Source organism: Arcticibacter sp. (assembly GCF_053551015.1).
In genome coordinates this window covers 88816-114016 of record NZ_JBMQOB010000006.1, presented here as the reverse complement: position 1 = coordinate 114016, position 25201 = coordinate 88816, and the positions used below count along the sequence as shown (strand labels likewise).

The window sequence follows — 25201 nt, the reverse complement described above, 5'->3', positions numbered from 1 at the left end:
GTGCTACACGAGACCGGAAATACTTTAAACACCACTGATAACGAAGACTTTGTCCTCCGGTTATTCATCACAGGTGCATCAACCAATTCAGCGCGGGCAATATCAAACGTCCGCAGAATTTGTGAAATGCATTTAAAAGACCGATATTCCCTGGAGATAATTGATGTTTATCAGCAGCCCGAGAGGGCACAAGCAGAACAGCTTATTGCCTTGCCTCTTTTGATCAAAAAGGCACCGGGACCCGAACGTCGTTTGATTGGTGATATGTCAGATGAAAAGAAAGTTTTGAGAGGACTGGGCATACTCAATAAATGAAAATGGAGACCGAGAATACAGATGCTCTACGGAGTGAAATAGCAGAACTGAAGCTTCAGCTGGAGGAGGCCAGGGATACCATTGAGGCGATACGCACGGGGCAGATCGATGCCATCATCGTAGAACATGATACCGGGCATCGCCTTTATACCCTGAAAAGTGCCGACCATACCTACCGGGCTTTCATCGAAAAGATGACTGAAGGGGCTGTGACGCTCGACAAGAACGGGATCATCCTGTATAGTAATTCACGCTTTGCATCCCTCCTTGGGATCCCGTTGGAGGGGCTGATCGGCGTCCCGCTGGTTAATCTCTTTCCGGATGAACTCAAAGCTGAATTCAGAAGACTCCTGATGACGGGGTGGCTGGAAGACGTGAAGGCTGAGCTGGAGCTGCTGGGACACGGCGGTAAACGGATACCCTTCCTTTTGTCGCTTACCACGCTGGATCTGGAAGATGGCACAGCAATGAGCATCATCCTGACCGACCTTAGTCCGCTAATTGAGAACAGAAATGTATTAAAGGCTAAGAATGACGAGCTGGAGGAAGCCCAAAGGATCGCTGCACATCTGAATGCCGAACTTCAGAAGACGATTAAAGACCGAACAAGAGATCTCCTGATCAGTCAGGGAAATTTCAAGTTCCTGTCGGATAATATCCCGGTAATTGTATGGACGGCGGATGCGAATGGTGAATTCGATTATTTCAATCAGCAATGGATGGAGTATACGGGACTCAGCATGGAGGAGTCGCTTGATTCCAATTGGGTAGCTGCGATCCATCCGGATGATTTGGAGCGCACAATGGACACCTGGCGAAATGCGCTGCTAACGGGCACTGACTTTGAAACGGAGTACCGCCTGAGGAACTGCAGTTCGGGAGAATACCTCTGGCATCTGGCAAAAGCGATCCCCTTCAGTGATGACGAGGGCCAGATCATGACCTGGCTGGGCACGAAAACCAATATTGAAGACCAGAAACAGGAGCTGGCTAAGAAGGATGAGTTTATCGGAATTGCCAGTCATGAGCTAAAGACACCGCTGACGAGCCTGAAGGGCTATCTGCAACTGATTTCTTCTTACAAGAAAGAGGATGTACCTGCTACCATCAGGCAATTTTCGAGCCGCGCAAATGAGGCCATCGGCAAGTTGGCTCGTTTGGTAAACGACCTTCTGGATGTGAGCAAAATACAGACCGGGAAACTGGCTTTCAGCAAATCTCCCCTCAGCCTGAACACGCTGATCCGCTCCTGTGCTGATAACGCGCGATTTATGTATCCTGATTATACAATAAGGATCGAGCATACCAGTGATGTGGTATTGCATGGGAACCAGGAAAGGCTGGAGCAGGTGATCATGAACCTGATCAATAATTCGGTAAAATATTCGCCCGTTAATAAGGACATTATCCTAAGCACGGCAACAGATGGAGAGACCGTAAAGGTATCGGTAAAAGACTTCGGAATTGGATTGTCAGATCATCAAAAAGACCGTATATTCGAACGTTTCTATCGAGTTGATGACAAAAATTATGCAGCCAGCGGATTAGGAATTGGCTTGTATATATCTGCAGAGATCATCAAAGCTCATCAGGGAAAGTTTGGCGTCGACAGTAAACTTCACGAAGGCTCCACTTTCTATTTTATTTTGCCGATTAATGGATAAAGACTTTTACGAATATATTTTTAAAAGGCATCAGCAAATTGAGGCCGTACCATCCAATAAAGAGATTGCCGGCTGGGCTTTGGGCCTGATACGCGTCTTATTTCCTGAGCAGTCTAAAAGCTTTTTCCTCTCTATTAAAGATATTGAACTAGAGCTTCAATCGCTCGAAATGCAATTGAAGGAGATCATGGACTCTACCCGGGCCTGTGAGGAGTGCAACAATGAACAGCGAGCCGGGGCGTTTTTTGACCAGGTACCTGAATTGTACCGGGCGCTGAATACCGACATCACTTCTATCCTGGAGGGAGATCCCGCGGCAAAAAGTGAGTTCGAGATTATTCGTGCGTATCCTGGCTTTTACGCCATATCGTTTTATCGCATTGCCCACGCTTTGTTCGCTCTGGATGTGCCGCTTCTCCCACGTATTCTTACGGAGTATGCTCACTCGAGAACAGGCATCGACATCCACCCGGGTGCGGTGATCGGCGATTATCTGTATATCGACCACGGAACCGGGATCGTCATCGGTGAAACCACACATATTGGTCGCCATGTAAAGCTCTATCAGGGCGTGACACTAGGCGCTTTAAGTGTGGACAAGACGATGGCCTCTACTAAGCGGCATCCGACGGTGATGGACAATGTGGTGATCTATTCGGGTGCTACCATCCTGGGGGGTGATACGGTTATCGGAGAGAACAGCATCATAGGCGGAAATGTCTGGCTGACGAAAAGTGTACCTGCGGGATCTGTGGTTTACCACGAAACGCAATTTAAAGTTGTTGAACGTAAAAGCTGATTTGTTATGGCGGGAATAATTGATCTGGTTGGAAACACTCCTATGGCTGAGCTAACGCAGCTCAACCCCAACAAGAATGTGAAGATATATGCCAAGCTGGAGGGGAATAACCCAGCCGGCAGCGTAAAAGACCGTGCGGCGCTCAATATGATACGCAGTGCACTGGAGCGTGGCGATATTAAGCCGGGAATGAAGCTGATTGAGGCCACTAGCGGCAATACGGGTATCGCCCTTGCGATGATGGCACGTTTGTTCGGGCTCGAAATCGAGCTGATCATGCCTGCCAATTCAAGTAAAGAGCGTACTCTGACCATGGAGGCATTCGGCGCTAAGGTTGTTTTGATGGAGACCATGGAAATCTGCCGGGATTATGCAGAGGAAAAGGGCGAAGGAAGTGAATACTACCTGATGAACCAGTTTGCAAATCCGGATAATTACCTGGCGCATTATAAGACCACCGGCCCTGAGATATGGCGTGACACAGAGGGTAAGCTTACCCATTTTGTGAGCTCAATGGGCACCACCGGTAGTATTATGGGAAATTCGATGTTCCTGAAAGAGCAAAATCCGGAGATCCGGATTGTTGGCTGCCAGCCTACCGAGGACTCTTCAATACCCGGAATACGGAGATGGCCTGCGGCCTATATGCCGAAGATATTTGACCCTTCACGAGTAGATGAGGTGATCGACATTTCTCAGGCTGATGCCACCGAGATGGCTCGCAAGCTAGCCAGGACAGAGGGTATCTTTGCGGGAATGAGCACAGGTGGTGCCGCGTATGCAGCCCTTAAAGTGGCTGAGACACTTGACAGCGGCGTCATCGTCTTTATTGCTTGTGACCGCGGCGACAGGTATCTCAGCACTGATCTTTTCGGCTGATCGGCTAGTGTAGTTTCTTGCACACACTGATGGTATGATCAATCATATCGGGTGTGACGTCCAGGTGAGTCACAAATCGAACCAGCTGATCACCAAACCTGCTGCACAGGATGCCGTGATCGCGCATGCGCTCTACGTAAACATCTGCATGTACATCATCCTGAAGTTCTATAATCACGATATTGGTATTAACAGGCAAAAGTCTTTTTACATAAGGCAGTGCTTCTAAGGTTTCTCCCAGTAGCCGGGCATGTTCATGGTCTGTCTTTAGCCTTTCGATATGATGATCAAGCGCGTAAGTTCCGGCGGAAGCCAGAAAGCCCGCCTGACGCATTCCTCCTCCCAATACTTTCCGGATACGCCTTGCCTGACGGATTGTTTTGATATCGCCCAATAGCAAGGATCCAACAGGCGCTCCCAGCCCTTTAGACAGACATATGGATATGGTATCAAAGAAGTGACCGTATTGCTCCATGCTGTCGCCGGTTTCGACCAAGGCATTAAACAGACGGGCACCATCCAGATGCAGACGGCAGCTTTTAAGCCGAGCGAGGTGGTAGATGGGCTCTATGTCATCGAGGGTATAGAAGCTCCCTCCTCCCCTGTTACAGGTATTTTCGAGTACGATCAGGCTGGAATGTGGCATGCAAACATCTTCCGGATTGATGACATTCTCGATCATGTCTGCGTTAAGGCGTCCGCGATCCCCGTTGAGCAGTTTCACAGACACACCTGAGTTGAAGGCAATTCCGCCGGTTTCATAACGATAAACGTGCGAAGACTCATCGCAGATCAGCTCGTCCATAGGTGAGGTATGGCATTTAATAGCAATCTGGTTGGTCATGGTACCCGAGGGGCAAAAGATGGCATCATCCATACCGAACATGTCGGCGGCCTTTTGTTCCAGTTCGTTTACCGATTCGTCTTCTCCATAAACATCGTCTCCTACACGGGCAGAAAACATGGCTTCGAGCATTTGGGGAGTTGGCTTTGTTACCGTATCACTTCGTAGATCGACTATCATAACTTTGGAAGTAAGTCAACAATTATTATTTGTATTTATACAATCTTAAAGAATTATTTACATTTACCACTTATTATTTACGCATATTAAAGGAACATGATAATAATAGCTGACGGTGGTTCTACAAAAACCAATTGGTGTCTGTTAAATGACGAGAATCAAAAGATCTATTTTAACACAGAGGGGTATAATCCTTACTTTGTTACTGTAGAATACGTAATTGAATCGCTGAAAAAGAATCTTCCGGACGATTTGGAGTTCGAAAAGATCACTGAAGTGAATTTTTATGGTGCAGGCGTGCATAATCACGAAAAAGCAGAACAGTTGAAGACAGCTTTCAGTGCAGTATTTACACACAGCGATATTTTTGTAGGTCATGACCTGCTGGCAGCTGCAAGGGCACTGCTGGGAAAAAGCACTGGTTTTGCGGCCATTTTGGGTACCGGAACGAATACAGGTATCTACGATGGCGACGAGATTGTTTACCAGATCGATTCGGCAGCATATATCCTGGGTGACGAAGGCAGCGGTTGCTATATCGGCAAAAAATTGCTTACTGACTATCTGAGAGGCTATATGCCTGAAGCTGTTCGTGCTACGTTCTGGGAGACTTTCAAACTGACTCCGGATGATATTCAGGAGAATGTGTACACAAAGCCTCTGGCAAACCGCTTCTGTGCGAGCTTTGCGAAGTTTGTTTATGATTGTTCAGATAACCTGACTTATACGCACGGATTGGTTAAGTCTTCTTTCACAGACTTCTTTAAAAATCTGGTGAGCCATTATCCAGACTATCAAACACATGAATTGAACTGCATAGGATCTGTCGCCTATAACTTCAGAAATGTTCTGGAAGAGGTAGCAGATGAATTTGGAATGAAAGTTGGAAAGATCATTCGTTCTCCTATAGACGATCTTGTTAAGTTCCACATTGATTACCCGAGAGGATAATCGGTAGAAACTGATATTTACAGAAGGAGGTCCGGATTCGAGGCCTCCTTCTTTGTTTTAGTAAGATGTGTACTACGAGGATGACAGCTTTGCATCAAGCTTATAGGGGTGTATTGCCCGGTTTTTCTGCGTTGCGGGCTACTCTTTAGAGAAGCTGAGCTCTTTTTTAAATTGTTTATTGTAGGCACGACGGTCGAACTTGTAGTAGGTTGCTGCCCTATAGGAAACACCCTGCTGCTTCTCATCAAGCTCTTTCAGAATTCCGTAATTGAGCATTTTTTTACGAAAGTTCCGTTTGTCCAGTTTCTTATTCAGGATGGCTTCATAGACATTCTGCAACTGTGTAAGGGTAAACTTTTCAGGTAATAGCTCGAAGGCAATGGGCTGGTAGCTGATCTTGCGCCTGATTTTCTGCAAGCTCTTCTCGAAAATCACTTTGTGGTCAAAGGCCAGGTCGGGCATGTCGCTCACGGGATGCCACACTGCTGTCTTCACGTATGGTGTGGTGGGATGCAGGTCTTCCTTGCCATTGAGCCTGATCATCGCGTAATACGCGACGGTAATTACCCGCCCCTGAGGATGTCGGTTGACGTCGCCAAAGGTATAGAACTGCTCCAGATAGATATCTCTGAGTCCGGTAAAGCTATGTAAGATCCGCTCAGCGGCATCTTCGATACTTTCATCTTTTTCGACAAAATATCCCGGCAAAGCAAGCCAGTTTTCAAATGGAGCATCGTTTCTTTCGATGAGTAAGACCTTAAGTTCGCCTTCTTCGAAGCCAAAGATGACGCAGTCAATGGAGAATATGGAATCAAATTTAGGCGGCATTGTGTTCATTGTAAATTCTTACTATGATTGTCATCACAAAAGTGGAAAAAATTCCCAAAAATTCTCTTAGTGTAAGTCCCACACAGTATATTAGCCAAATAAAACAAAAATAAAATGTCCAGCATAAAAAAAATAGGTGTTTTTACTTCTGGAGGTGACGCCCCTGGCATGAATGCCTGCATTCGTGCTGTTGTACGTACAGGTATTTTTCATGGTATGGAGGTGGTCGGTATCCACCAGGGTTATCAAGGAATGATCGAGAAGAAGTTCATCAACATGGATGCCCGTTCAGTTAGAAACATTATACAGCTAGGTGGAACAGTTCTAAAGACTGCCCGCTGTGCAGAATTCAGGACTCCTGAAGGAAGAGCTAAAGCATATAATAACTTGAAAGAGGAAGGCATAGACGCATTGGTTGCAATTGGTGGCGACGGTACGTTCACAGGTGCTGAACTTTTATCGCGGGAGTTTGACATTCCTGTGATTGGGGTACCGGGAACGATTGATAACGACCTGTATGGCTCAGACTTCACTCTTGGATACGATACGGCTACTAATACAGTTTTGGAAGCTATCGATAAAATCCGTGACACTGCGGCGTCTCACGACAGGCTCTTCTTCGTTGAGGTAATGGGTCGCGACTCAGGCTGTATTGCCCTTCACTCAGGCGTTGCAGGAGGTGCTGAGGCTATTCTGCTACCGGAAAAGGAAACTGCGATTGACGACCTGATCATGAAGCTGGAAGAAGGGGCGCTGAGCAATAAAAGCTCCAGCATTGTGATTATCGCTGAAGGTGATAAGAACGGTGGCGCATATAACGTAGCTAAGCGCGTAAAGGAGAAGTTTAACTTTTACGACATTAAGGTTACGATCCTGGGACACCTTCAAAGAGGTGGAACGCCAAGCAGCTTTGACCGCGTTCTGGCCTGCCGTCTCGGTTATGCAGCTGTGAAAGCGCTTGTTGCCGGTGAGAACAGAAAGATGGTGGGACTGCGAGGAAATGAAATTCAGCTGACCAACATCGAAGAGGCCATCAATAATCATTCATACAAACTGGAAGACGACCTGGTTGAAATGGCAGCCATCCTGTCTATATAAGAAGAGATATGATTGCAGTAGTTTATAGCGGATCACGAAATGCAGACTGGAAGCTTGCTGAGAAGGGAAGGATTGTTTGTGACGTAAAAACTCCTGGAATTAATCCTTTTTTCAATGACGAAAAGGCTATAAGCGCCATTCTGGCGAAGAACCATCAACTGATATCCTACGCTGAAGATATAAAACGCATCTACTTTTTCGGAGCAGGTGCGTCTTCGAAAGAACGTCAGCAGGTTGTTGCATCTTCGTTCAGTAAGTTCTTCAGCAAGGCAAAGATCTCCATCAATCACGATCTTAAAGCTTCTGCACTCGCTACCTGCGGTGATCAGCCGGGTATTGTCGGCATCCTCGGAAGCGGGTCAAATGCTGCATATTTCGACGGTAAAAAGATCAGAGAAAACAACTACGGCATGGGTTATATCCTGGCCGATGAGGGTTCTTCGAACTGGCTGGGACGGAATTTATTGCGTGATTACTTTACGGGGACAATGCCTAAAGAATTTGAGAGTATCTTTGTGTTACGATACAATCCTGACAGGCGATTGATTCTGGACAAAATCTACAAACAGACCAGTCCGGTTCTTTTCCTGAGTTCTTACACGGATTTTTTGATTGAACACTTTGATCATCTTTACGTCAAGCAGCTTGTGGAGTCGGGATTAAGTATATACTTTGAAAAGTATGTATTGCCGCTTACTGAAAAATATCCGGGAGTACCGCTGCATTTTACGGGCCCCGTGGCCGATGGCTTTCAGTCAACACTGAGCCAGCTGGCCGCAAGACATAACCTGAATATAGCGTCGGTCATCAAACGACCGATATATAATATATTGAATTATTACACGAATAAAAATTAATTAACATGAAAGTTGGAATTAACGGATTCGGCCGTATCGGTCGTTTAGCATTCAGAGCCGCTGTAGACCGCAGCGATATTGAAGTTGTTGGTATTAATGACCTTGTGGAGCCTGATTACATGGCCTACATGCTTAAATATGATTCAACTCACGGTCGTTTCAACGGTACAGTTGAAGTTAAGGATGGTAACCTGGTTGTTAACGGAAAAACTATCCGTGTTACTGCTGAGAAAGATCCTGCTAACTTGAAGTGGGATGCAGTTGGTGCTGAAGTAGTAATTGAGTCTACTGGCTTGTTCCTTACTCAGGAGTCTGCTGGAAAACACATCACTGCTGGTGCTAAGAAAGTGGTTATGTCTGCTCCTGCAAAGGATGACACCCCTACTTTCGTAATGGGCGTAAACCACAAAGAATTAAAAGCTGATCAGAACATCGTTTCTAACGCTTCTTGTACTACAAACTGCCTTGCTCCTATTGCAAAGGTATTAAATGATAAATTCGGTATCATCGAAGGTTTGATGAGCACAATCCACGCGGTTACTGCTACTCAGAAAACTGTTGATGGTCCTTCTGCTAAAGACTGGAGAGGTGGACGTGGTGCTTACCAGAACATCATCCCTTCATCTACAGGTGCTGCTAAAGCGGTTGCTTTGGTTATCCCTGAGCTGAAAGGTAAATTAACAGGTATGTCTTTCCGTGTACCAGTTCCTGACGTTTCTGTTGTTGACTTAGTTGTTCGTCTGGACAAACCAGCTTCTTATGCTGACATCAAAGCAGCAATGAAAGAAGCTTCTGAAGGCGAATTAGCTGGTATCTTAGGTTATACTGAAGATGATGTTGTTTCTCAGGACTTCTTAACTGACGCAAGAACTTCAATCTTTGATGCTAAGGCTGGTATCGCATTGAACGACAACTTCGTTAAAGTTGTATCTTGGTACGATAACGAGTGGGGATATTCAAACAAATTAATTGACCTGGTTCAATTGGTTGGTAAAGCTTAATCTCATTTAAGCATAAAAAAAGAGCTTCGCGGATCGCAAAGCTCTTTTTTTATGCTCTTTTTTTATTCTCTTTTCTCCGGGATCTAATCCCTCTTTAGCTACCAGAATTTAGATTTTCTGTTAAAACGCTTCAGGATCAGCGCGGATAATGGTGGCAAATTAAGTTGAACGGATTGCTCCTTTCCCTGCCATGGTATCTGCTGGGTGGTAATATTGTAATTCAGTTCGAATCCGCTACCGTAATATTGTACCTCATCGGAGTTAAAGATAATCTCCCAGTCGCCATGCATCGGCAAGCCAATGCGGTAATTATAACGCGGAACAGGAGTCATATTGAGTACAACGACTATCTTCTCGTCGTATACTTCACCTTTCCTGCAATATGCAAGAACAGAATTCTCCGCATCACCCGCTTCTATCCACCGGAAGCCTTCCCATTCAAAGTTTTTCTGATATAGGGCACCTTCATTTTTATAGAGCGCATTGAGATCCTTCACCAACTGTTTAATGCCCTGGTGAGGCTTAAAATCAAGCAGGTGCCAATCTAGCGACTGCTGAAAGTTCCATTCCGATGTCTGACCGAACTCATTGCCCATAAAGAGTAGCTTAGTACCCGGGTGGGTAAACATGTAGCTATAGAGAAGTCGCAGGTTAGCGAACTTCTGCCATTCATCTCCGGGCATTTTGTAAACCAGCGACTTCTTGCCATGAACCACCTCATCGTGCGAGAGTGGCATCATGAAGTTCTCTGTAAAGGCATAAACCGTGCTGAAAGTGATCTGCCCGTGGAAATACCTTCTGTGTATAGGATCCTGCTGGAAATACGATAAAGTATCGTTCATCCAGCCCATCATCCACTTCATGCCAAAGCCCAGACCATCACTAAAAACAGGTTTGCTTACACCAGGAAAAGAAGTTGACTCTTCGGCGATCGTTTGTACATCCGGAAACTGTCCGTAAACAGCGATATTTAGTTCTTTAAGAAAGCTAATTGCTTCGAGGTTTTCACGACCTCCAAATTCATTAGGAATCCATTCCCCTTCCTTACGGGAGTAGTCACGATACAGCATAGATGCTACGGCGTCGACGCGGAGACCATCAACGTGGTACCTGTCGAGCCAGAACAGTGCATTACTGATCAGGAAAGAGCGGACTTCATTTCTGCCGTAGTTGAAGATATAGGATTTCCAGTCCGGGTGAAAGCCTTCCTTTTCGTTGGCGTGCTCATAGAGATTGGTACCGTCAAATTTGTACAGGCCATGCATGTCTCCAGGGAAGTGCGATGGAACCCAGTCAAGCACCACACCTATATCGTTCAGGTGTAGCTGCTCAATGAGGTACATCAGGTCCTGAGGAGTACCATAACGTGAAGATGCGGCGAAGAAGCCAGTGATCTGGTACCCCCACGACGGGTAGTAAGGATGCTCCATCAGAGGCATGAACTCTACGTGGGTAAAGCCCATCTCCTTGATATATGGCACAAGCTCATCCGCCATCAGACGGTATCCAAGAAACTTCTCCGGAGCGTCGGGACTTCTCTTCCATGACCCAAGGTGTACCTCGTACACAGACCAGGGTTTGTTCAGGCTATTATGCTTGAAACGGGTCTCCATCCAGTCAGAGTCAGTCCACTCAAACCAGGTGTCCCAAACAATGCTGGCTGTATGGGGTGGTTCTTCCCATCTCAGCGCATAAGGATCCGCTTTTTCGAGCGCTTCACCCGTATTAGACCGGATAAGGTATTTATAGACTTCGCCTGCGGCGATGCCAGGAATGAACCCTTCCCATATTCCGGAGCTATCCCATCTGCTAAAGAGCTGATGGGATTCTTTATTCCAGCCATTAAAGTTTCCGATAACCGACACGCCAAGCGCATTAGGAGCCCAGACAGCGAAGTAGGTTCCGGAGATGCCTTCATCAGTCTTGACAACATGCGATCCCAGCTTTTCGTAGAGCTTATAGTGTTTACCGCCTTTGAACAGGTGAATGTCGTAGTCTGTAAAACGAGAATAAGCAATAACGGGGGTCGATATAGGAGTCAAACTTTTTTTCCTGGTCTTCATTATATGGTTTGAGTAGGTTAACTTAACACCTGTATTTCTTTAAAGTTTTTGTTTGCTTGGATACGAACGCGCTTTAATGCATCAAATTCCAAGTCCACGATTTGTTCCTTTCCATCGATGATAATACGCTTCGGAAGGAACGGCAAGCCAATGAGCTTTAAATCATAGGTTTCGTAACGCGGAGTGTATAGACCTTCGGAAGATTGGCGGATATTGAGGCTCTGATCATCGCCTTTAACAACAAACTTTTTTTCTGTGTAAATATCCTGCTCATAGGCAAACGTGTCGCCATGATCCTCATAATAGAAGGAATTTACCTCGTAAGGTGAATGATAAACCTGGAATTTAATCTCCTCAAGATCCTTCTCTCCTACGTACTGCATAACCGGCCATTCAGGGATAACTGAACCTGCCCTTACGAAGATCGGCATACTGTCGAGCTCCGCATGAGCCGTATGTTCGCGGCCTCCTTCATAGCTTTCATGAGTCCAGTAGTCAAACCACTTTCCTTCCGGAAGGTAGACGGTTTTGGAGGTCTGCCCAGGGTTCAATATAGGCGAGATGAGGATCTTGTCGCCGAAGGTAAATTCTTCTTCGCGGGTACGGTTTTCAATCTTATCCTGCTCCAGCATAACTACCGGTCTCAGGATCGGGAAACCATACTTGTGATGTTCCCAGAAAGCTGAGTAGAAATAAGGCATCAGCTTGTAACGAAGTTCGATGAACTTCCGGTTGATTGCCTCAAATTCTTCGCCGTAGCTCCATGGTTCTCTTTCTCTTGTATCACCTGCTGAGTGAGCTCGCATAAAGGGAGAGAACACACCTAGCTGGATCCATCTGGAGAAAAGTTCGCCATCAGGCTCACCGGTGAAACCACCTATATCCGTTCCGCAGAAGGAAACTCCTGAAACGGAAAGTCTCACGCATTGCAGAAGAGCAAGCTTCAGGTGCTCCCATGATGCGAGATTATCACCCGTCCATACAGATGAGTACCGCTGAACGCCAGCATAGCCGGCACGCGTAATCGTAAGCGGACGCTTGTTTTTGTAGAGTTTCTTCAGTCCGTCGTAAGTTGCACGTACCATCTGCATCCCGTAGACGTTGTGCGCCTTGCGGTGTGAACCGCGGTGACCGTCATACTGGTGTCTTACGTCATCAGGGAAAGTACCGGAGCCAAAAACAGCTGGCTCGTTCATGTCATTCCAGATACCGGCAACACCTGTATCCACAAGGCCTTTGAAGAGACCTCCCCACCATTCACGTACTTCGGGATTGGTAAAGTCGGGGAACTGGCATCTGCCTGGCCACACGTGACCTTCCATAAAGTAATCATCGCTTCTGCGACAGAAATACTTATTCTCTTTACCTTCCTTGTACACCCAGTAGTTTTCATCAACCTTGATTCCCGGGTCGATAATCACTACTGTTTTAAAGCCGTCATCGGCAAGTTCCTTGACCATCTTTTTAGGGTCAGGGAAATATTTCTTATTCCACGTAAAGCATCTGTAGCCATCCATGTAGTCGATGTCGAGATACAGTGCGTCGCAAGGGATCTTCTTATCGCGGAATGTCTTGCCGAGTTTCCTGACTTTGCTTTCAGGATAGTAGCTCCAGCGGCATTGCTGATAGCCTAAAGCCCATTGCGGTGGCATAGGATGCGTACCGGTAAGGGTATGATATCTTTTCACGACGTCCATCATGTGTGGACCGTGGATATAGTAGTATAGTAATTCTCCGCCTTCTGCCCAGAAGCTGGTTTTGTCCTGATCTTCCTGTCCGAAGTCGAAATAAGTTCTGTAAGAATTGTCGAAGAATATCCCGTAGGCCGTAGTTTCCTTAAGACCTATGTAGAAAGGAATAGATCTGTACAGTGGATCCTGATCCTTCGCGAACGAATAGGTGTCGGTATTCCAGTTCTGGAAACGCTTTCCACGCATATTGAAGGTGGTGGGCTTGTCTCCCAAACCAAAATATCCCTCTCCGGGATGTCCCTTCTTGGTGCAGTAAACGTAGTAACCTCCAAAGTCAACGTTTTCTTCCCAGTGCATAGCGGAAAGATCTTCATTGATTATATTTTGCTGATTGTCTGCAAAAGACACCAAGAAATGCTTCTTGTTGATGATACAGGAAACGGTGTTGGTTTCAACACGGTAATCCTCTTCGGTCTCGGATAGAGAAAACACGGTAGCTGAGTTAACGAGCTTGGGTACTGCGTAGGAAAAATCCTCCAGGAAAGTACCCTGAGGAGCCATGCGGACGCGGATGATCTCATCACTTACGACCATCACTTCTACAGTTGATTCTCCGTCTGTAAAATAGAAGCTGTTATTGACTTGCTTACATTCTTTAACAGACTGAAGATACCGCTTCTCAATGGGCTTTAAGCCTATTATCGGATTGTTGACATGCTGTACTCCTTCTTCTAATTGCTCGATGCTGATCTCCGGTAATGATTGCTTTTCTTTTTCTTCCATTATGTAATTATGTTGCCCAGATGAAAGTGTTTGGGGGTAAATATAGAAAATTGAACTTTAAATGTTGTTACCTTTGCCCTGTGGAACATCTTTTTTCAAAACCACTGTTTCTTGATCACACAGAGAAAAATTTCAATTCTCTGGCGATAGATGTGTTCAGGTTTCAGGTACAACACAATCCTGTATACGGAAGTTTCGTAAAAGGGTTAAGGAAAGATCCTGAATCAGTTACAACTTTTCGGGAAATACCTTTTATGCCCGTAGAGTTCTTCAAAAACCACCGGGTGGTCAGTGGAGAACGCACTCCGGAAATTGTATTCAGCAGCTCGGGCACTACCGGGATGATCCAAAGCAGGCATGAAGTTCTCGATGTCTCTGTGTATGAGGAGAGTTTCCGCGAGGCCTTTGAGCGCTTCTACGGCCCGACGGAAGATCTTGTCATTCTGGCCCTTCTTCCCTCTTACCTGGAACGGGATGGCTCTTCGCTGATCTATATGGTGGAGGATTTGATCCAGCGCACCGGCAACGCAGATAGCGGCTATTTCCTCTACAATCATGAGGAGCTCTTTCATACGCTGAGCCGCTTGCGCGAGGCTGGCAAAAAAGTCATCCTCATTGGTGTAACATATGCATTACTTGACTTTGTTGAGCGCTTTTCGATCAATTTCCCCGAACTTATCGTCATGGAAACGGGAGGTATGAAAGGAAAACGAAAAGAGATGATCCGTGAGGAATTGCATCAGCAGCTATGCGCCGGATTTGGGGTGAGTGCTATTCATTCTGAATATGGCATGACAGAGCTTCTGTCGCAGGCTTATTCCTCCGGGAAAGGGATCTTCAGGTGTCCGCCCTGGATGCGCATCAGCATCCGTGATATCAACGATCCACTCAGCCTGCTCCCAAGGGGTGTAACGGGAGGAATCAACGTGATCGACTTAGCTAATGTCTACTCCTGCTCTTTTCTGGCGACACAGGACCTCGGCAAAACGCATGATGATGGATCTTTTGAGATCATCGGCAGGTTTGATAACAGCGATATACGAGGCTGCAATTTGCTCGTTCAGTAATCCCGCTGCATTTAGATTACCACTTACGACCGTAGCAGCAGTGGGCACCCTTCCTGGGCACAATATACCCGGAACGCAAAATGCGCAGGACGTTTAAATAAAAATGTGCAGGACAGAGAGCCGTTCAAACGACCATCTAACCTGCACATCTCTTTACTATATCATAGAAAGCCGTTCACACGACATTCTAACCTGCACATCTCTTTACTATACCGCAGTGATCAGAAAATAGTTCTTCTTTCCTTTTTGAACCACGATAAACTTATCGCTTATCAGATCCGTCAGCGATACCGTGTTGGCCGCATCGGCAACCTTCACGCGGTTGATGGATAAACCACCTCCCTGAATCATCTTGCGGGCTTCACCTTTTGACGCGAATACCTTAGTATGCTCAGCAAGCATATCTGCAACATTCAGTCCCGCGCTAAGCAGTTCTTTTGAAATCTCAAACTGCGGAATACCTTCAAAAATCTCCAGTACCTCTGCATCTGTAAGCTGCGACAGGAATTCTATAGGACCATTACCGAAAAGAAAATCAGATGTCGTCAGCGCTTTTTGTAAGGCTTCCTCTGAGTGGGTGCGAACCGTAATCTCGGCAGCAAGTGCTTTTTGAAGTGCACGCTGATGTGGTGCAGTCGCATGTTCCGCCTCAATCGCCTCTATTTCTTCTTTAGTTTTCAGAGAGAAGATCCTGATCCAGCTTTTCGCATCTTCATCGCTGGCGTTAAGCCAAAACTGGTAGAACTTATACGGAGACGTCAGTTCCGGATCCAGCCATACTGCTCCTGATTCGGTTTTTCCGAACTTGTTACCATCTGCTTTTTTAATCAGCTGGGTAGTCATAGCAAAGGCGCCGCCACCACCCATCCGGCGGATAAGTTCGGTTCCTGTAACGATATTTCCCCATTGATCGGAGCCGCCCATCTGAACCTTGCAGTTCTTATTCTTCCAAAGCCAGTAAAAATCATAGCCCTGGATCAGCTGATAACTAAACTCGGTGAACGAAAGTCCAGCTTCTCCTTCGAGACGCTTCTTTACCGAATCTTTAGCCATCATATAATTGACGGTGATATGCTTCCCTACTTCACGAATAAAGTCCAGGAAGTTGAAGGTTTTAAACCAATCGTAGTTATTAACCATCTCTGCGCTATTGGCTCCGCAGTCGAAGTCCAGGAACTTCTTCAGCTGTGTTTCCAGCGCTTGAATATTTTTCTGAAGCACCTCTTCAGATAAAAGGTTTCTCTCCGCCGACTTCCCCGAAGGGTCTCCCACCATTCCCGTTGCTCCACCAACCAGGGCAAACGGCTTGTGGCCGGCTTTTTGGAAGTGGATCAGCGTCATGATCTGCGTAAGATGCCCCACATGAAGAGAATCAGCAGTTGGATCGAAACCAATATAACCGGATACCATGCCTTTATTCAGTTCTTCCTCTGTTCCAGGCATCATATCGTGAAGCATGCCTCTCCATCTGAGTTCTTCTATAAAATTCATTTTCTTTGATTAATGCGCAAAGATAGAAATTCTGAGACTTAATGGGCTCTCACTTTTCCGAATCGATAAATCTTGCTATCTTGTAACCATTGCTCACTACATCTACCCCATGAATTTCCTTTCGCACTTTTACTTTGACAGAGATGAAGATAACCCATACAGGATTATGGGGATCGTCTTGCCTGATCTCTTGAAGAATGCGAGCAAGGAATGGAACATCAGGCCCGAAAAGAACGAAGAGCTTTTTCTTCAGGACGAATCGTTGCTTAACCTGCTGCAGGGATGGAAACGCCACCTGGAGGTCGACCGCTACTTCCATTCTTCGGAGTTCTTCAGCAGACATACCTCCATCCTGCGCCTTCAAATAGTACCACACCTGCTTGAGTCGGATGTCAGACCATCGTTCGTTGCGCATATTGCCCTTGAGCTGATGCTCGACAGCCTGCTGCTCACAGAGCTCAACCTGGATTCTTCGCGCTTCTACGGAAAGCTTCAAAGCACAGACGAAAAAACACTCGACACATTTCTCCTGCTGAATAATATTCCCGAATCGTACATCTTCTTCAACTTCCTCGAGGGGTTTATCCGGTCTAAATACCTCGAGAGCTACCGACAACCGAAAGACATCATGTTCGCTATCGGAAAGATCTGTCAGCGTATCTGGCCACGTCCATTTACAGATGAAGAGAAGTTCCGCGTAGCAGGAATACTCACTGCCTACCTGGAGGTTCTGAAAGACGACTTCATCACCATTTTCGACCAGATAGAACTCCGCCTGGATCCATATCCCAGTTAATATTCCCAAAATAGCTATCTTCGCTTTATGTCAATTTCTGATGTTAAAAGCCGCATAGAAGCCCTTAAAACGGAGCTTAACCTGCATAACTACAACTATTATGTACTGGCTCAGCCTACTATAACCGACTTCGAGTTTGATCAAAAGCTTAAGGAGCTGGAACAGTTGGAGAAAGAGCATCCTGAACTGCAGGATCCCTATTCCCCCACTCAGCGTGTAGGCGGTGAAGTCACCAAGGAGTTCAAGACCGTCAAACACAAATGGCCCATGCTCTCCCTTGGGAATACGTATAGTGAACAGGACCTGCGCGACTTCGACGATCGCATCAAAAAAGCGATAGGAGAAGACTTCCAATACGTCTGCGAACTGAAGTTCGACGGCCTCTCCATCAGCCTCACCTATGAGAACGGAAAGCTGGCAAGAGCCGTAACCCGCGGCGACGGTACTCAGGGAGACGATGTGACCACTAACGCGAAAACGATTAAACGCATCCCCCACCGCATCAAATCAGAGAGCTATCCCGATACTTTTGAAATTCGCGGTGAAGTATTCATGCACAGAGCTGCTTTCGAGCGCCTCAACAACGAGCGGATCAACAACAACGAAGTTCCATATGCCAACCCGAGAAACTTCGCTTCGGGTACGCTCAAACTCAGGGATTCGGCAGAAGTAGCTAAAAGACCGCTCGACTGCTTCCTGTATTTTCTGTACACCGACAAACGCCTCTTCAAAACCCATTGGGAAAGTCTCGAAGCAGTCAGTAGCTGGGGATTCCATGTTTGCGAGCATAACCGTCTCTGCAATGGTATCGAAGACGTTATTGAATTCATCCACTACTGGGAGAATGAACGCTTTAAACTGGGCTACGACATCGACGGCATTGTGCTCAAGGTGAACAGCTATGCGCAGCAGGAAGAACTTGGATTTACTGCCAAATCTCCGAGATGGGCTATCTCCTATAAATATAAAGCTCAGGAGGTCGAAACAGAACTCCGCCATGTGAGCTATCAGGTGGGACGCACCGGGGCAGTGACGCCTGTAGCCAACCTCAAACCGGTCCTGCTGGCCGGCACAACCGTAAAGCGGGCTACGCTGCATAACGCCAATGAGATAGAACGTCTTGATCTCCATGAAGGCGATACGGTGTTCGTAGAGAAAGGCGGAGAGATCATCCCCAAGATCATTTCCGTCAATACGCTTAAACGAAAAGAAGGCAGCAGCAAGATCCTCTATCCCGAAGTTTGTCCCGAATGCGGAAGCAACCTCATCAGAAAAGAAGGCGAAGCTGCGCACTACTGTCCCAATGACGAAGCCTGCCCTCCGCAGATCGTCGGAAAAATTCAGCATTTCTGTAGCCGCAGGGCCATGAACATCGACGGCATAGGCAGTGAAACTATCGAACTCCTTTACAGAAAAGGGCTGATCGAGCATATCAGCGACCTGTATACCCTATATCAGAAACCCGATCAGCTTCATGAGCTTGAACGCTTCGGCGAGAAATCAATCAGCAACATGCTGGAGGGTATTGAGAAGTCCAAACAGATGCCTTTTGAAAAGGTACTGTTCGGTCTTGGTATCCGCTATGTTGGAGAAACTGTGGCCCGTAAACTCACTATCCACTTCAAGAATATCGATAGCCTGGTCAACGCCAGCTACGACGAGCTCATAGCCGCTGATGAAATCGGTGGACGCATTGCCGAGAGCATCCTGGCATATTTCCAGGACGAGCGACATATCCAGCAGATCAGCCTGCTCCGGGACGCGGGACTCCAGTTCAGCCGTCAGGATGAAGAAGTGGTATTATCCAGCGAGAAACTAGCAGGCAAGACCTTCGTCATCTCAGGAGTATTTGAACAATACAGCCGCGAAGAGCTAGCTTCCATGATCGAAATAAACGGAGGCAAAATGCTGAGTGGAATATCAGGAAAACTCAACTATCTTCTGGCTGGCGACAATATGGGTCCTTCCAAACTGGAGAAGGCAAACAAGCTCAAGATCCCGATCATCTCAGACACAGACCTCCTGAAGATGTTAAAGGATTAATAAAAGAAGCTTTTTTAAACAAAAACCTATTAACTTAGCAGACTAATACAAACCCGTTAAAAGGAATCACAGGCACTTACGAATGAATAAATTTTTAGGAACTGGTGTAGCTCTGGTTACTCCGTTCGATCAGGATGGATCAATAGATTATCAGGGACTAGGCAAACTGATCAATTATCAGATAGATAACGGTGTGGAATACCTTGTTTCGCTCGGAACCACCGGCGAATCTGCTACCCTCACCAAGGATGAGAAAGATGCGGTATGGAAGTTTACCGCAGAAGTTGTCAACAAGCGCGTTCCGCTTGTTGCAGGTATCGGTGGCTACAGCACAGCCGAGGTGATCGAAGGATTGAAGAAGTTCAGTGCAGAAGGCTATGACGCCATCCTTTCCGTGAGCCCTTTCTATAACAAACCCACTCAGGAGGGTATCTATCAGCATTATAAAAGCATCGCAGAAGAGTCTCCCTTACCGGTCCTGATCTATAATGTCCCGGGACGTACAGCCAGCAATATATCTGCTGAAACGACATTAAGACTTGCTCACGATTGTCCGAACATTTTCGGAACAAAGGAAGCATCCGGTAACTTCGAACAGTTCAATGCGATCCTTCGCGATAAGCCTGAAGACTTCCTGTTTATCTCGGGAGACGACGGCATTACCCTTCCCCTGATAGCCATGGGAGCCTCAGGAATTATATCTGTAGCAGGAAATGCTATACCGAAACAGTTCTCAGACATGGTACGCCTTTGTCTTGCAGGCGACTTCAAGGCTGCAGCTCCTTTACATCTGAAACTAACACCATTCTTCGGTCAGTTATTCGCAGAGAATAACCCAGGTGGTATCAAATCCGCTCTGAAGCACCTCAACATCTGTGGCGACTACCTGCGCCTGCCGCTGTGCCCCGTTAGCGAGCGTAACAGCGAAGCGATTAAACACGAACTCAGCAAGATTGTATAGGTCAGGTATACAAAATAAAAAGCACAAAAAAAGAGAGTATCGCTACTCTCTTTTTTTGTGCTTTTTTACTTCTTGGCTGACACCGTGTTCTTAGATTCCTGTATTTCTAAGCGTAGAGTCTGCGCAAGATTTTTAATATCCTGCAGGCCCTTTCTTAATCTCGTACCTGCAGCACTATTTCCTTTGCTATAAAACTTGTCTGCGTCTGCCTCTAAACCGGCAAGGAGCTCCTTCAGCTCGGTAAACCTTTCATAATTTGCCATAATAAGTTAGTTTTAGTTCTTTGATTAAGCTATGGCTAATGTAACAGCTTTTTTGAAGAAAAAAAATAATTATATACGAATTAAAGTGGCTAACCAGCTCAGGAAATAAGACTATGCATTTATAACGTTCTGTTCTTTATAGTATCCTGCTTTCAGCTTCTCAGCAACTTCAGAGAATGCGTCGAGTGTCACCTGAACATCTTCCAGCGAGTGTGCCGCAGTAGGGATGATACGAAGCTCCATAAGCCCCTTCGGGATAACCGGATATACCACGATTGAACAGAAAATACTGTAGTTTTCACGCAGGTCCATCGTTACGGCAGTAGCCTCGTTGAGTTCACCTTTCAGGAAAACAGGAGTCACCATCGTATCCGTTACACCCAGGTTGAAACCTCTTTCACGAAGTCCGTTCTGAAGAGTAGTGGCAATCGACCATAGCTTCTCACGTAGCTCAGGTTTCGTCTGCAATAGCTCCAGGCGCTTTCTCAAGCCAATAACCATTGGCATCGGAAGAGCCTTTGCAAAGGTCTGTGAACGCATATTATACCTCAAGTAGTTCACGATGGTCTCCGTAGAAGATACAAAGGCACCAATTCCTGCCATCGACTTCGCGAATGTTCCAAAATAAACATCCACACCATCCACACAGTTCTGCGCTTCGTGTGTACCTGCACCAGTTGCTCCCATGGTTCCAAATCCGTGTGCATCGTCAATCAGCAAACGGAAGTTGAAATCCTGCTTCAATGCCACGATATCTGCCAGCTTACCCTGAGCGCCTGACATACCAAACACCCCTTCTGTGATCACCAGGATACCACCACCAGTCTGGCTGGTTAGCTTTGTAGCACGCTCTAACTGTTTTCTGCAGCTCTCAATATCATTATGCTGATAAACGAAACGCTTGCCAATATGAAGCCTTAAGCCGTCAATAATACAAGCATGACATTCCGCGTCATAAACAATTACATCATTACGGTCAACAAGTGTATCAATGATAGATACCATTCCCTGATAGCCGTAGTTCAGCAGGAAAGCGTCCTGCTTGCCGGTAAACTTCGCCAGATCCTGCTCCAGTGCCTCATGATGATTGGAGTTTCCAGACATCATTCTGGCTCCCATCGGATAGGCCATACCAAATTCCTGTGCTCCTTGCGCATCCGCTTCCCTTACTTCAGGATGGTTGGCGAGACCAAGGTAGTTGTTCAGGCTCCACACCAGGTGATCCTTCCCCCTGAACTTCATATGAGGACCGATTTCACCTTCCAGTTTTGGAAATGCAAAGTAACCATGCGCCATCTTTTGGTGCTGGCCTAACGGTCCCATGTTCTGAGATATCTTATCGAATATATCCAACGTAATATAATTTAATTAACTACAAAATAAAGCTGCAAAGTTAGCAATTTAAAAAAGTTTGCCTGCATAAATTCTTATAAAGCAAAAAGCCCTTACTACTGTAAAGGCTTTTTCATTCTATAAAGGACTCATTAATCTACATTATCATGCAGGAATGAGTTGTTTGGTCTGATCTCTGTTACTCCGTCTTCATTTGAAAGGGTAAAACGGGATACCTGTGACTCCGAAGAGTGTGGAACCTGTTGAAGCGCCATCTGCTTTCTTTTGTAAGCAGGCTCTGCTTCAAGTTCCTGAAGACCATTTGCCGAACGAAGTTTCATGCTAAGATCCTTCAGTCTCAGAATACGCTCCCTTGACTTTCTCAGCTGCTCTTCGATAGACTCGTCAGTCTTATGCTCATCCGGATTGTAAGCAACAGGCTCTACCGGCTTTGCAGGTTCCGGATTTACCGGTGCAGCCTGAACCGGCAGCTCATCAAACTGATATTCACTTTCGGCTACTTTCAGTCCGAATTCAAAAGATGGCTCATGCGCCTTCTTCTCCTCGTCTTGCAAAGTATGTCTGATCACCTTAGGTTGTTCAGCAGTTTTCTTATCCTCGGCTCTCTTTGGTGCGAAACCGCCAAACAGGTCGACCTGCACTTCTGCAGTGTAAGGCGACGGTGCAGGAGTAGGCTCCTCCACTACTTCCTCAACTTCTACCTGATCGATAAAAGAATTCACCGGTTTGATCATCGGCGCATTATCCGGCGTCAGCAAAGAAACCTTCTTTTGATGACTCTTTTCAATCGCTCTTTCTTCCTTAGTCTGGAAGCCTGTCGCAATGATCGTAACCGAAATCTTGTCGCCCAGGTTCTCATCCATACAGTTACCCCAGATCAGGTCTGCAGCCAAACCTGCTTCATCCTGGATATAATCCGTAATGATGCTTACCTCGTCCATAGAAACCTCTCTGGAACCAGAGCTGATGTTCAACAGGATATAGCGTGCACCTTCAATTTCGTTATCTTTCAGCAATGGAGATGCCAGCGCACCTTCCACAGCGCGAAGAGCTCTATTCTCTCCTTCCGCTGAGTAGCTACCCATGATCGCCACACCGCTGTTGTTCATCACCGTACGAACATCTTTAAAGTCGACGTTGATATAACCGGGTATGGTAATGATTTCCGCGATACCTTTCGCAGCTGTCGTTAAAATATTATCTGCCTGTGCAAAAGCGGCACTCAGGGTCAGGTTGCCGAAGATCTCTCTGAGTCTGTCATTCGAAATAACCAGATAAGAATCTACGTACTTCTTAAACTCTTCCAAACCCTCTTCAGCCTGCATCTTCCTGCGCTTTCCTTCGAAAGAAAAAGGCGTAGTAATGATTCCTACTGTCAGAATATCTAACTCTTTCGCAGCTTTAGCAATGATCGGACTGGCACCTGTTCCGGTACCACCACCCATTCCTGCAGTGATGAACAGCATCTTGGTGGTACTGCCCAGCATACGTTTGATATCCTCAATATTTTCAATTGCAGAGTTTTTCCCCACTTCAGGTATTGAACCAGCACCCATACCTTCCGTCAAACTTGCGCCTAACTGCACCTTGTTAGGGATAGGGCTAAGTTCAAGGGCCTGGGCATCCGTATTACAAATAATGAAGTCCACACCTGTAATTCCTTGCCTATACATATGGTTTACTGCGTTACCACCGCCGCCACCAACACCAATTACCTTGATAATTGATGATTTTTCTTTTAACATTTCAAACTGCATATCGTTATCAATCAATAGAGTAGATTTCGAATTTTAAAGCCATTGCACCATTGTAATATTAAATAATTTTACACAAAGGTTTTCCACATTTGTTAAGATTGTGGAAAAATAATCCCATGTTGAGAATTATTTAAGATAGTCCTCATCTTTTATGTCATCTTTAATAAACCTGGCACCGGTTTGAAGCAGCTTATCAAACAAACCAATGCTTTTCTTAGCTTTCTGATCCTGAGGGGCCTGCACATACACTCCCGGCTGCTTCATCATCTCCTGCACTTCCTCAGCCTTCACGATTCCTTTCATCAACAAACCGATACCGGTTGCAAATAGCGGACTCTTCAGATCGTCATAAATATTCTTTGGCAGAACTTCATTCTTCGCCAGATGCTCGTTAGGATAACCCACGCGGCAATCCAGTCCTGTCACATATTCCACCAGTTGAGGAAGATGCTTCAGCTGCGCACCACCACCTGTGATCACGATTCCGGCGATCAGGCGTTTTTCATATCCTGAAGCCTTGATCTCGTAGTAAACGTGCTCAATAATTTCTTCCATTCTGGCCTGGATTACATAAGCAAGGTTCTTCACCGAAATCTCCTTCGGCTCTCTTCCTCTCAATCCCGGCACAGAAATAATCTCGTTCTCTTTATTCTCATCAGCAAGTGCAGAACCAAAACGTGTCTTCAGGAGCTCAGCCTGGTTACGCATAACTGAACATCCTTCGCGGATATCCTCTGTCACGCTGTTACCTCCAAAAGGAATCACAGCCGTATGTCTGATAATACCCTCGTGGAAAATAGCGATGTCGGTTGTTCCACCACCGATATCCACCAGCACAACTCCTGCTTCTTTCTCCTCGTCGCTCAATACCGCGTCTGAAGATGCAAGCGGCTCCAGTATCAGCTCCTGGGTTTCCAGATTCGCATTACGCACGCACTTCAGGATGTTCCTGACTGCGCTGACGTGACCTGAAATGATGTGGAAGTTCGCCTCCAGACGCACGCCCGCCATACCGATCGGATCCTTAATTCCCGGCTCATTGTCGATCGTAAACTCCTGCGGAAGCACATGAATGATCTCTTCCCCCGGAGGCATCACCAGCTTATACATATCTTCGATAAGCTTTTCGATGTCCTTACGCTGAATCTCATTCTGCAGATCCTTTCTCGTCAGGATTCCACGATGCTGAAGGCTTTTGATGTGCTGACCAGCGATACCCACGTTCACAATCTTGATCTCCACATTAGACTGGACACTGGCGTCTTCAACAGCCTGGAGGATCCCCTGCACAGTCTTTTGTATATTAGCTACCACCCCACGGCTCACTCCAGCCGATTCTGCCTTGCCTAAACCAAGTATCTCAATCTTCCCATGCCCACTCCGGCGGCCAACTATCACACAAATTTTTGTTGTTCCTATGTCTAAACCGACGACAATAGGCGAATTTTTCGATGATGTAGAAGTGCCTTTATCCATAACTAAGGTGTTAATTTTTTATTTGCTGATGTATTTTTAAT

Annotated in this window: 21 protein-coding genes; 12 read left to right on the top strand and 9 right to left on the bottom strand. The window is 46.3% G+C overall.

Annotated features, from left to right (window positions below; translation table 11 throughout):
• The 4 genes from ACO1NU_RS02660 to cysM are packed head-to-tail and all read left to right on the top strand — an operon-like array spanning nucleotide 1 to nucleotide 3657.
• Nucleotides 1–315, top strand: a complete 315-nt coding sequence (locus tag ACO1NU_RS02660; protein WP_448816907.1) for a circadian clock KaiB family protein — start codon at nucleotides 1–3, stop codon at nucleotides 313–315.
• The gene (locus tag ACO1NU_RS02655) at nucleotides 312–1979 is read left to right on the top strand and encodes a PAS domain-containing sensor histidine kinase (RefSeq protein ID WP_448816906.1); all 1668 of its coding nucleotides are present in this window, start codon (nucleotides 312–314) and stop codon (nucleotides 1977–1979) included. Before ACO1NU_RS02660 ends, ACO1NU_RS02655 begins: the two co-directional genes overlap by 4 nt.
• On the top strand, nucleotides 1972–2778 hold the full coding sequence (epsC, locus tag ACO1NU_RS02650; protein ID WP_448816905.1) for a serine O-acetyltransferase EpsC: 807 nt from the start codon (nucleotides 1972–1974) through the stop codon (nucleotides 2776–2778). The genes ACO1NU_RS02655 and epsC overlap by 8 nt, the downstream gene beginning before the upstream one ends.
• A gap of 6 nt (nucleotides 2779–2784) precedes the next feature.
• Nucleotides 2785–3657: a cysteine synthase CysM gene (cysM, locus tag ACO1NU_RS02645; protein WP_448816904.1), complete on the top strand. Its 873-nt coding sequence runs from the start codon at nucleotides 2785–2787 to the stop codon at nucleotides 3655–3657.
• A 4-nt stretch (nucleotides 3658–3661) separates the two neighbouring features.
• Here the strand turns inward: cysM and ACO1NU_RS02640 are convergent, their stop codons facing one another.
• Nucleotides 3662–4681 (bottom strand): threonine aldolase family protein, encoded by a 1020-nt coding sequence (locus tag ACO1NU_RS02640; RefSeq protein WP_448816903.1) that lies wholly within the window; start codon nucleotides 4679–4681, stop codon nucleotides 3662–3664.
• A gap of 96 nt (nucleotides 4682–4777) precedes the next feature.
• On the opposite strand from ACO1NU_RS02640, the gene ACO1NU_RS02635 reads away from it, so the two are divergent.
• Complete coding sequence (locus tag ACO1NU_RS02635; RefSeq protein WP_448816902.1) at nucleotides 4778–5632, top strand: BadF/BadG/BcrA/BcrD ATPase family protein; 855 nt, start codon at nucleotides 4778–4780, stop codon at nucleotides 5630–5632.
• 138 nt (nucleotides 5633–5770) lie between these two features.
• Here the strand turns inward: ACO1NU_RS02635 and ACO1NU_RS02630 are convergent, their stop codons facing one another.
• Nucleotides 5771–6469, bottom strand: coding sequence for an NUDIX hydrolase (locus tag ACO1NU_RS02630; protein ID WP_448816901.1), 699 nt, complete (start codon nucleotides 6467–6469; stop codon nucleotides 5771–5773).
• Between the two features lie 105 nt (nucleotides 6470–6574).
• Between ACO1NU_RS02630 and pfkA the strand changes: the two genes are divergently transcribed.
• From pfkA to gap, 3 genes are read left to right on the top strand one after another with little or no spacing between them, the layout of a single operon-like run.
• Nucleotides 6575–7558, top strand: a complete 984-nt coding sequence (gene pfkA / locus ACO1NU_RS02625; RefSeq protein ID WP_448816900.1) for a 6-phosphofructokinase — start codon at nucleotides 6575–6577, stop codon at nucleotides 7556–7558.
• 8 nt (nucleotides 7559–7566) lie between these two features.
• Complete coding sequence (locus ACO1NU_RS02620) at nucleotides 7567–8415, top strand: hypothetical protein (RefSeq protein ID WP_448816899.1); 849 nt, start codon at nucleotides 7567–7569, stop codon at nucleotides 8413–8415.
• A 5-nt stretch (nucleotides 8416–8420) separates the two neighbouring features.
• The gene (gap, locus tag ACO1NU_RS02615) at nucleotides 8421–9416 is read left to right on the top strand and encodes a type I glyceraldehyde-3-phosphate dehydrogenase (protein ID WP_448816898.1); all 996 of its coding nucleotides are present in this window, start codon (nucleotides 8421–8423) and stop codon (nucleotides 9414–9416) included.
• 98 nt (nucleotides 9417–9514) lie between these two features.
• Here the strand turns inward: gap and glgB are convergent, their stop codons facing one another.
• The gene (gene glgB, locus ACO1NU_RS02610; RefSeq protein WP_448816897.1) at nucleotides 9515–11479 is read right to left on the bottom strand and encodes a 1,4-alpha-glucan branching protein GlgB; all 1965 of its coding nucleotides are present in this window, start codon (nucleotides 11477–11479) and stop codon (nucleotides 9515–9517) included.
• Between the two features lie 17 nt (nucleotides 11480–11496).
• Nucleotides 11497–13953, bottom strand: coding sequence for a glycoside hydrolase family 31 protein (locus ACO1NU_RS02605; protein ID WP_448816896.1), 2457 nt, complete (start codon nucleotides 13951–13953; stop codon nucleotides 11497–11499).
• A gap of 80 nt (nucleotides 13954–14033) precedes the next feature.
• Here ACO1NU_RS02605 and ACO1NU_RS02600 point away from each other — a divergent pair, with 80 nt between their 5' ends.
• The gene (locus ACO1NU_RS02600; protein WP_448816895.1) at nucleotides 14034–15020 is read left to right on the top strand and encodes a LuxE/PaaK family acyltransferase; all 987 of its coding nucleotides are present in this window, start codon (nucleotides 14034–14036) and stop codon (nucleotides 15018–15020) included.
• A 207-nt stretch (nucleotides 15021–15227) separates the two neighbouring features.
• Here the strand turns inward: ACO1NU_RS02600 and tyrS are convergent, their stop codons facing one another.
• The gene (gene tyrS / locus ACO1NU_RS02595; protein ID WP_448816894.1) at nucleotides 15228–16511 is read right to left on the bottom strand and encodes a tyrosine--tRNA ligase; all 1284 of its coding nucleotides are present in this window, start codon (nucleotides 16509–16511) and stop codon (nucleotides 15228–15230) included.
• 109 nt (nucleotides 16512–16620) lie between these two features.
• On the opposite strand from tyrS, the gene ACO1NU_RS02590 reads away from it, so the two are divergent.
• The 3 genes from ACO1NU_RS02590 (at nucleotide 16621) to dapA (ending at nucleotide 20311) form a co-directional block, all read left to right on the top strand.
• Complete coding sequence (locus ACO1NU_RS02590) at nucleotides 16621–17307, top strand: ACP phosphodiesterase (protein ID WP_448816893.1); 687 nt, start codon at nucleotides 16621–16623, stop codon at nucleotides 17305–17307.
• Between the two features lie 27 nt (nucleotides 17308–17334).
• Nucleotides 17335–19350, top strand: a complete 2016-nt coding sequence (gene ligA, locus ACO1NU_RS02585; protein ID WP_448816892.1) for an NAD-dependent DNA ligase LigA — start codon at nucleotides 17335–17337, stop codon at nucleotides 19348–19350.
• A gap of 82 nt (nucleotides 19351–19432) precedes the next feature.
• Nucleotides 19433–20311 (top strand): 4-hydroxy-tetrahydrodipicolinate synthase, encoded by an 879-nt coding sequence (gene dapA / locus ACO1NU_RS02580; protein ID WP_448816891.1) that lies wholly within the window; start codon nucleotides 19433–19435, stop codon nucleotides 20309–20311.
• A 65-nt stretch (nucleotides 20312–20376) separates the two neighbouring features.
• Here the strand turns inward: dapA and ACO1NU_RS02575 are convergent, their stop codons facing one another.
• The 4 genes from ACO1NU_RS02575 to ftsA all read right to left on the bottom strand — a co-directional run bounded on the left by ACO1NU_RS02575 (nucleotide 20377) and on the right by ftsA (nucleotide 25160).
• Entirely contained in the window at nucleotides 20377–20574 is a 198-nt protein-coding gene (locus tag ACO1NU_RS02575) for a histone H1 (RefSeq protein ID WP_448816890.1), read from the bottom strand.
• Between the two features lie 111 nt (nucleotides 20575–20685).
• Nucleotides 20686–21927, bottom strand: a complete 1242-nt coding sequence (locus ACO1NU_RS02570) for an aminotransferase class I/II-fold pyridoxal phosphate-dependent enzyme (RefSeq protein WP_448816889.1) — start codon at nucleotides 21925–21927, stop codon at nucleotides 20686–20688.
• 131 nt (nucleotides 21928–22058) lie between these two features.
• Nucleotides 22059–23684: a cell division protein FtsZ gene (gene ftsZ, locus ACO1NU_RS02565; protein ID WP_448816948.1), complete on the bottom strand. Its 1626-nt coding sequence runs from the start codon at nucleotides 23682–23684 to the stop codon at nucleotides 22059–22061.
• 126 nt (nucleotides 23685–23810) lie between these two features.
• On the bottom strand, nucleotides 23811–25160 hold the full coding sequence (gene ftsA / locus ACO1NU_RS02560) for a cell division protein FtsA (protein ID WP_448816888.1): 1350 nt from the start codon (nucleotides 25158–25160) through the stop codon (nucleotides 23811–23813).
• Between the last annotated feature and the right edge of the window lie 41 nt (nucleotides 25161–25201).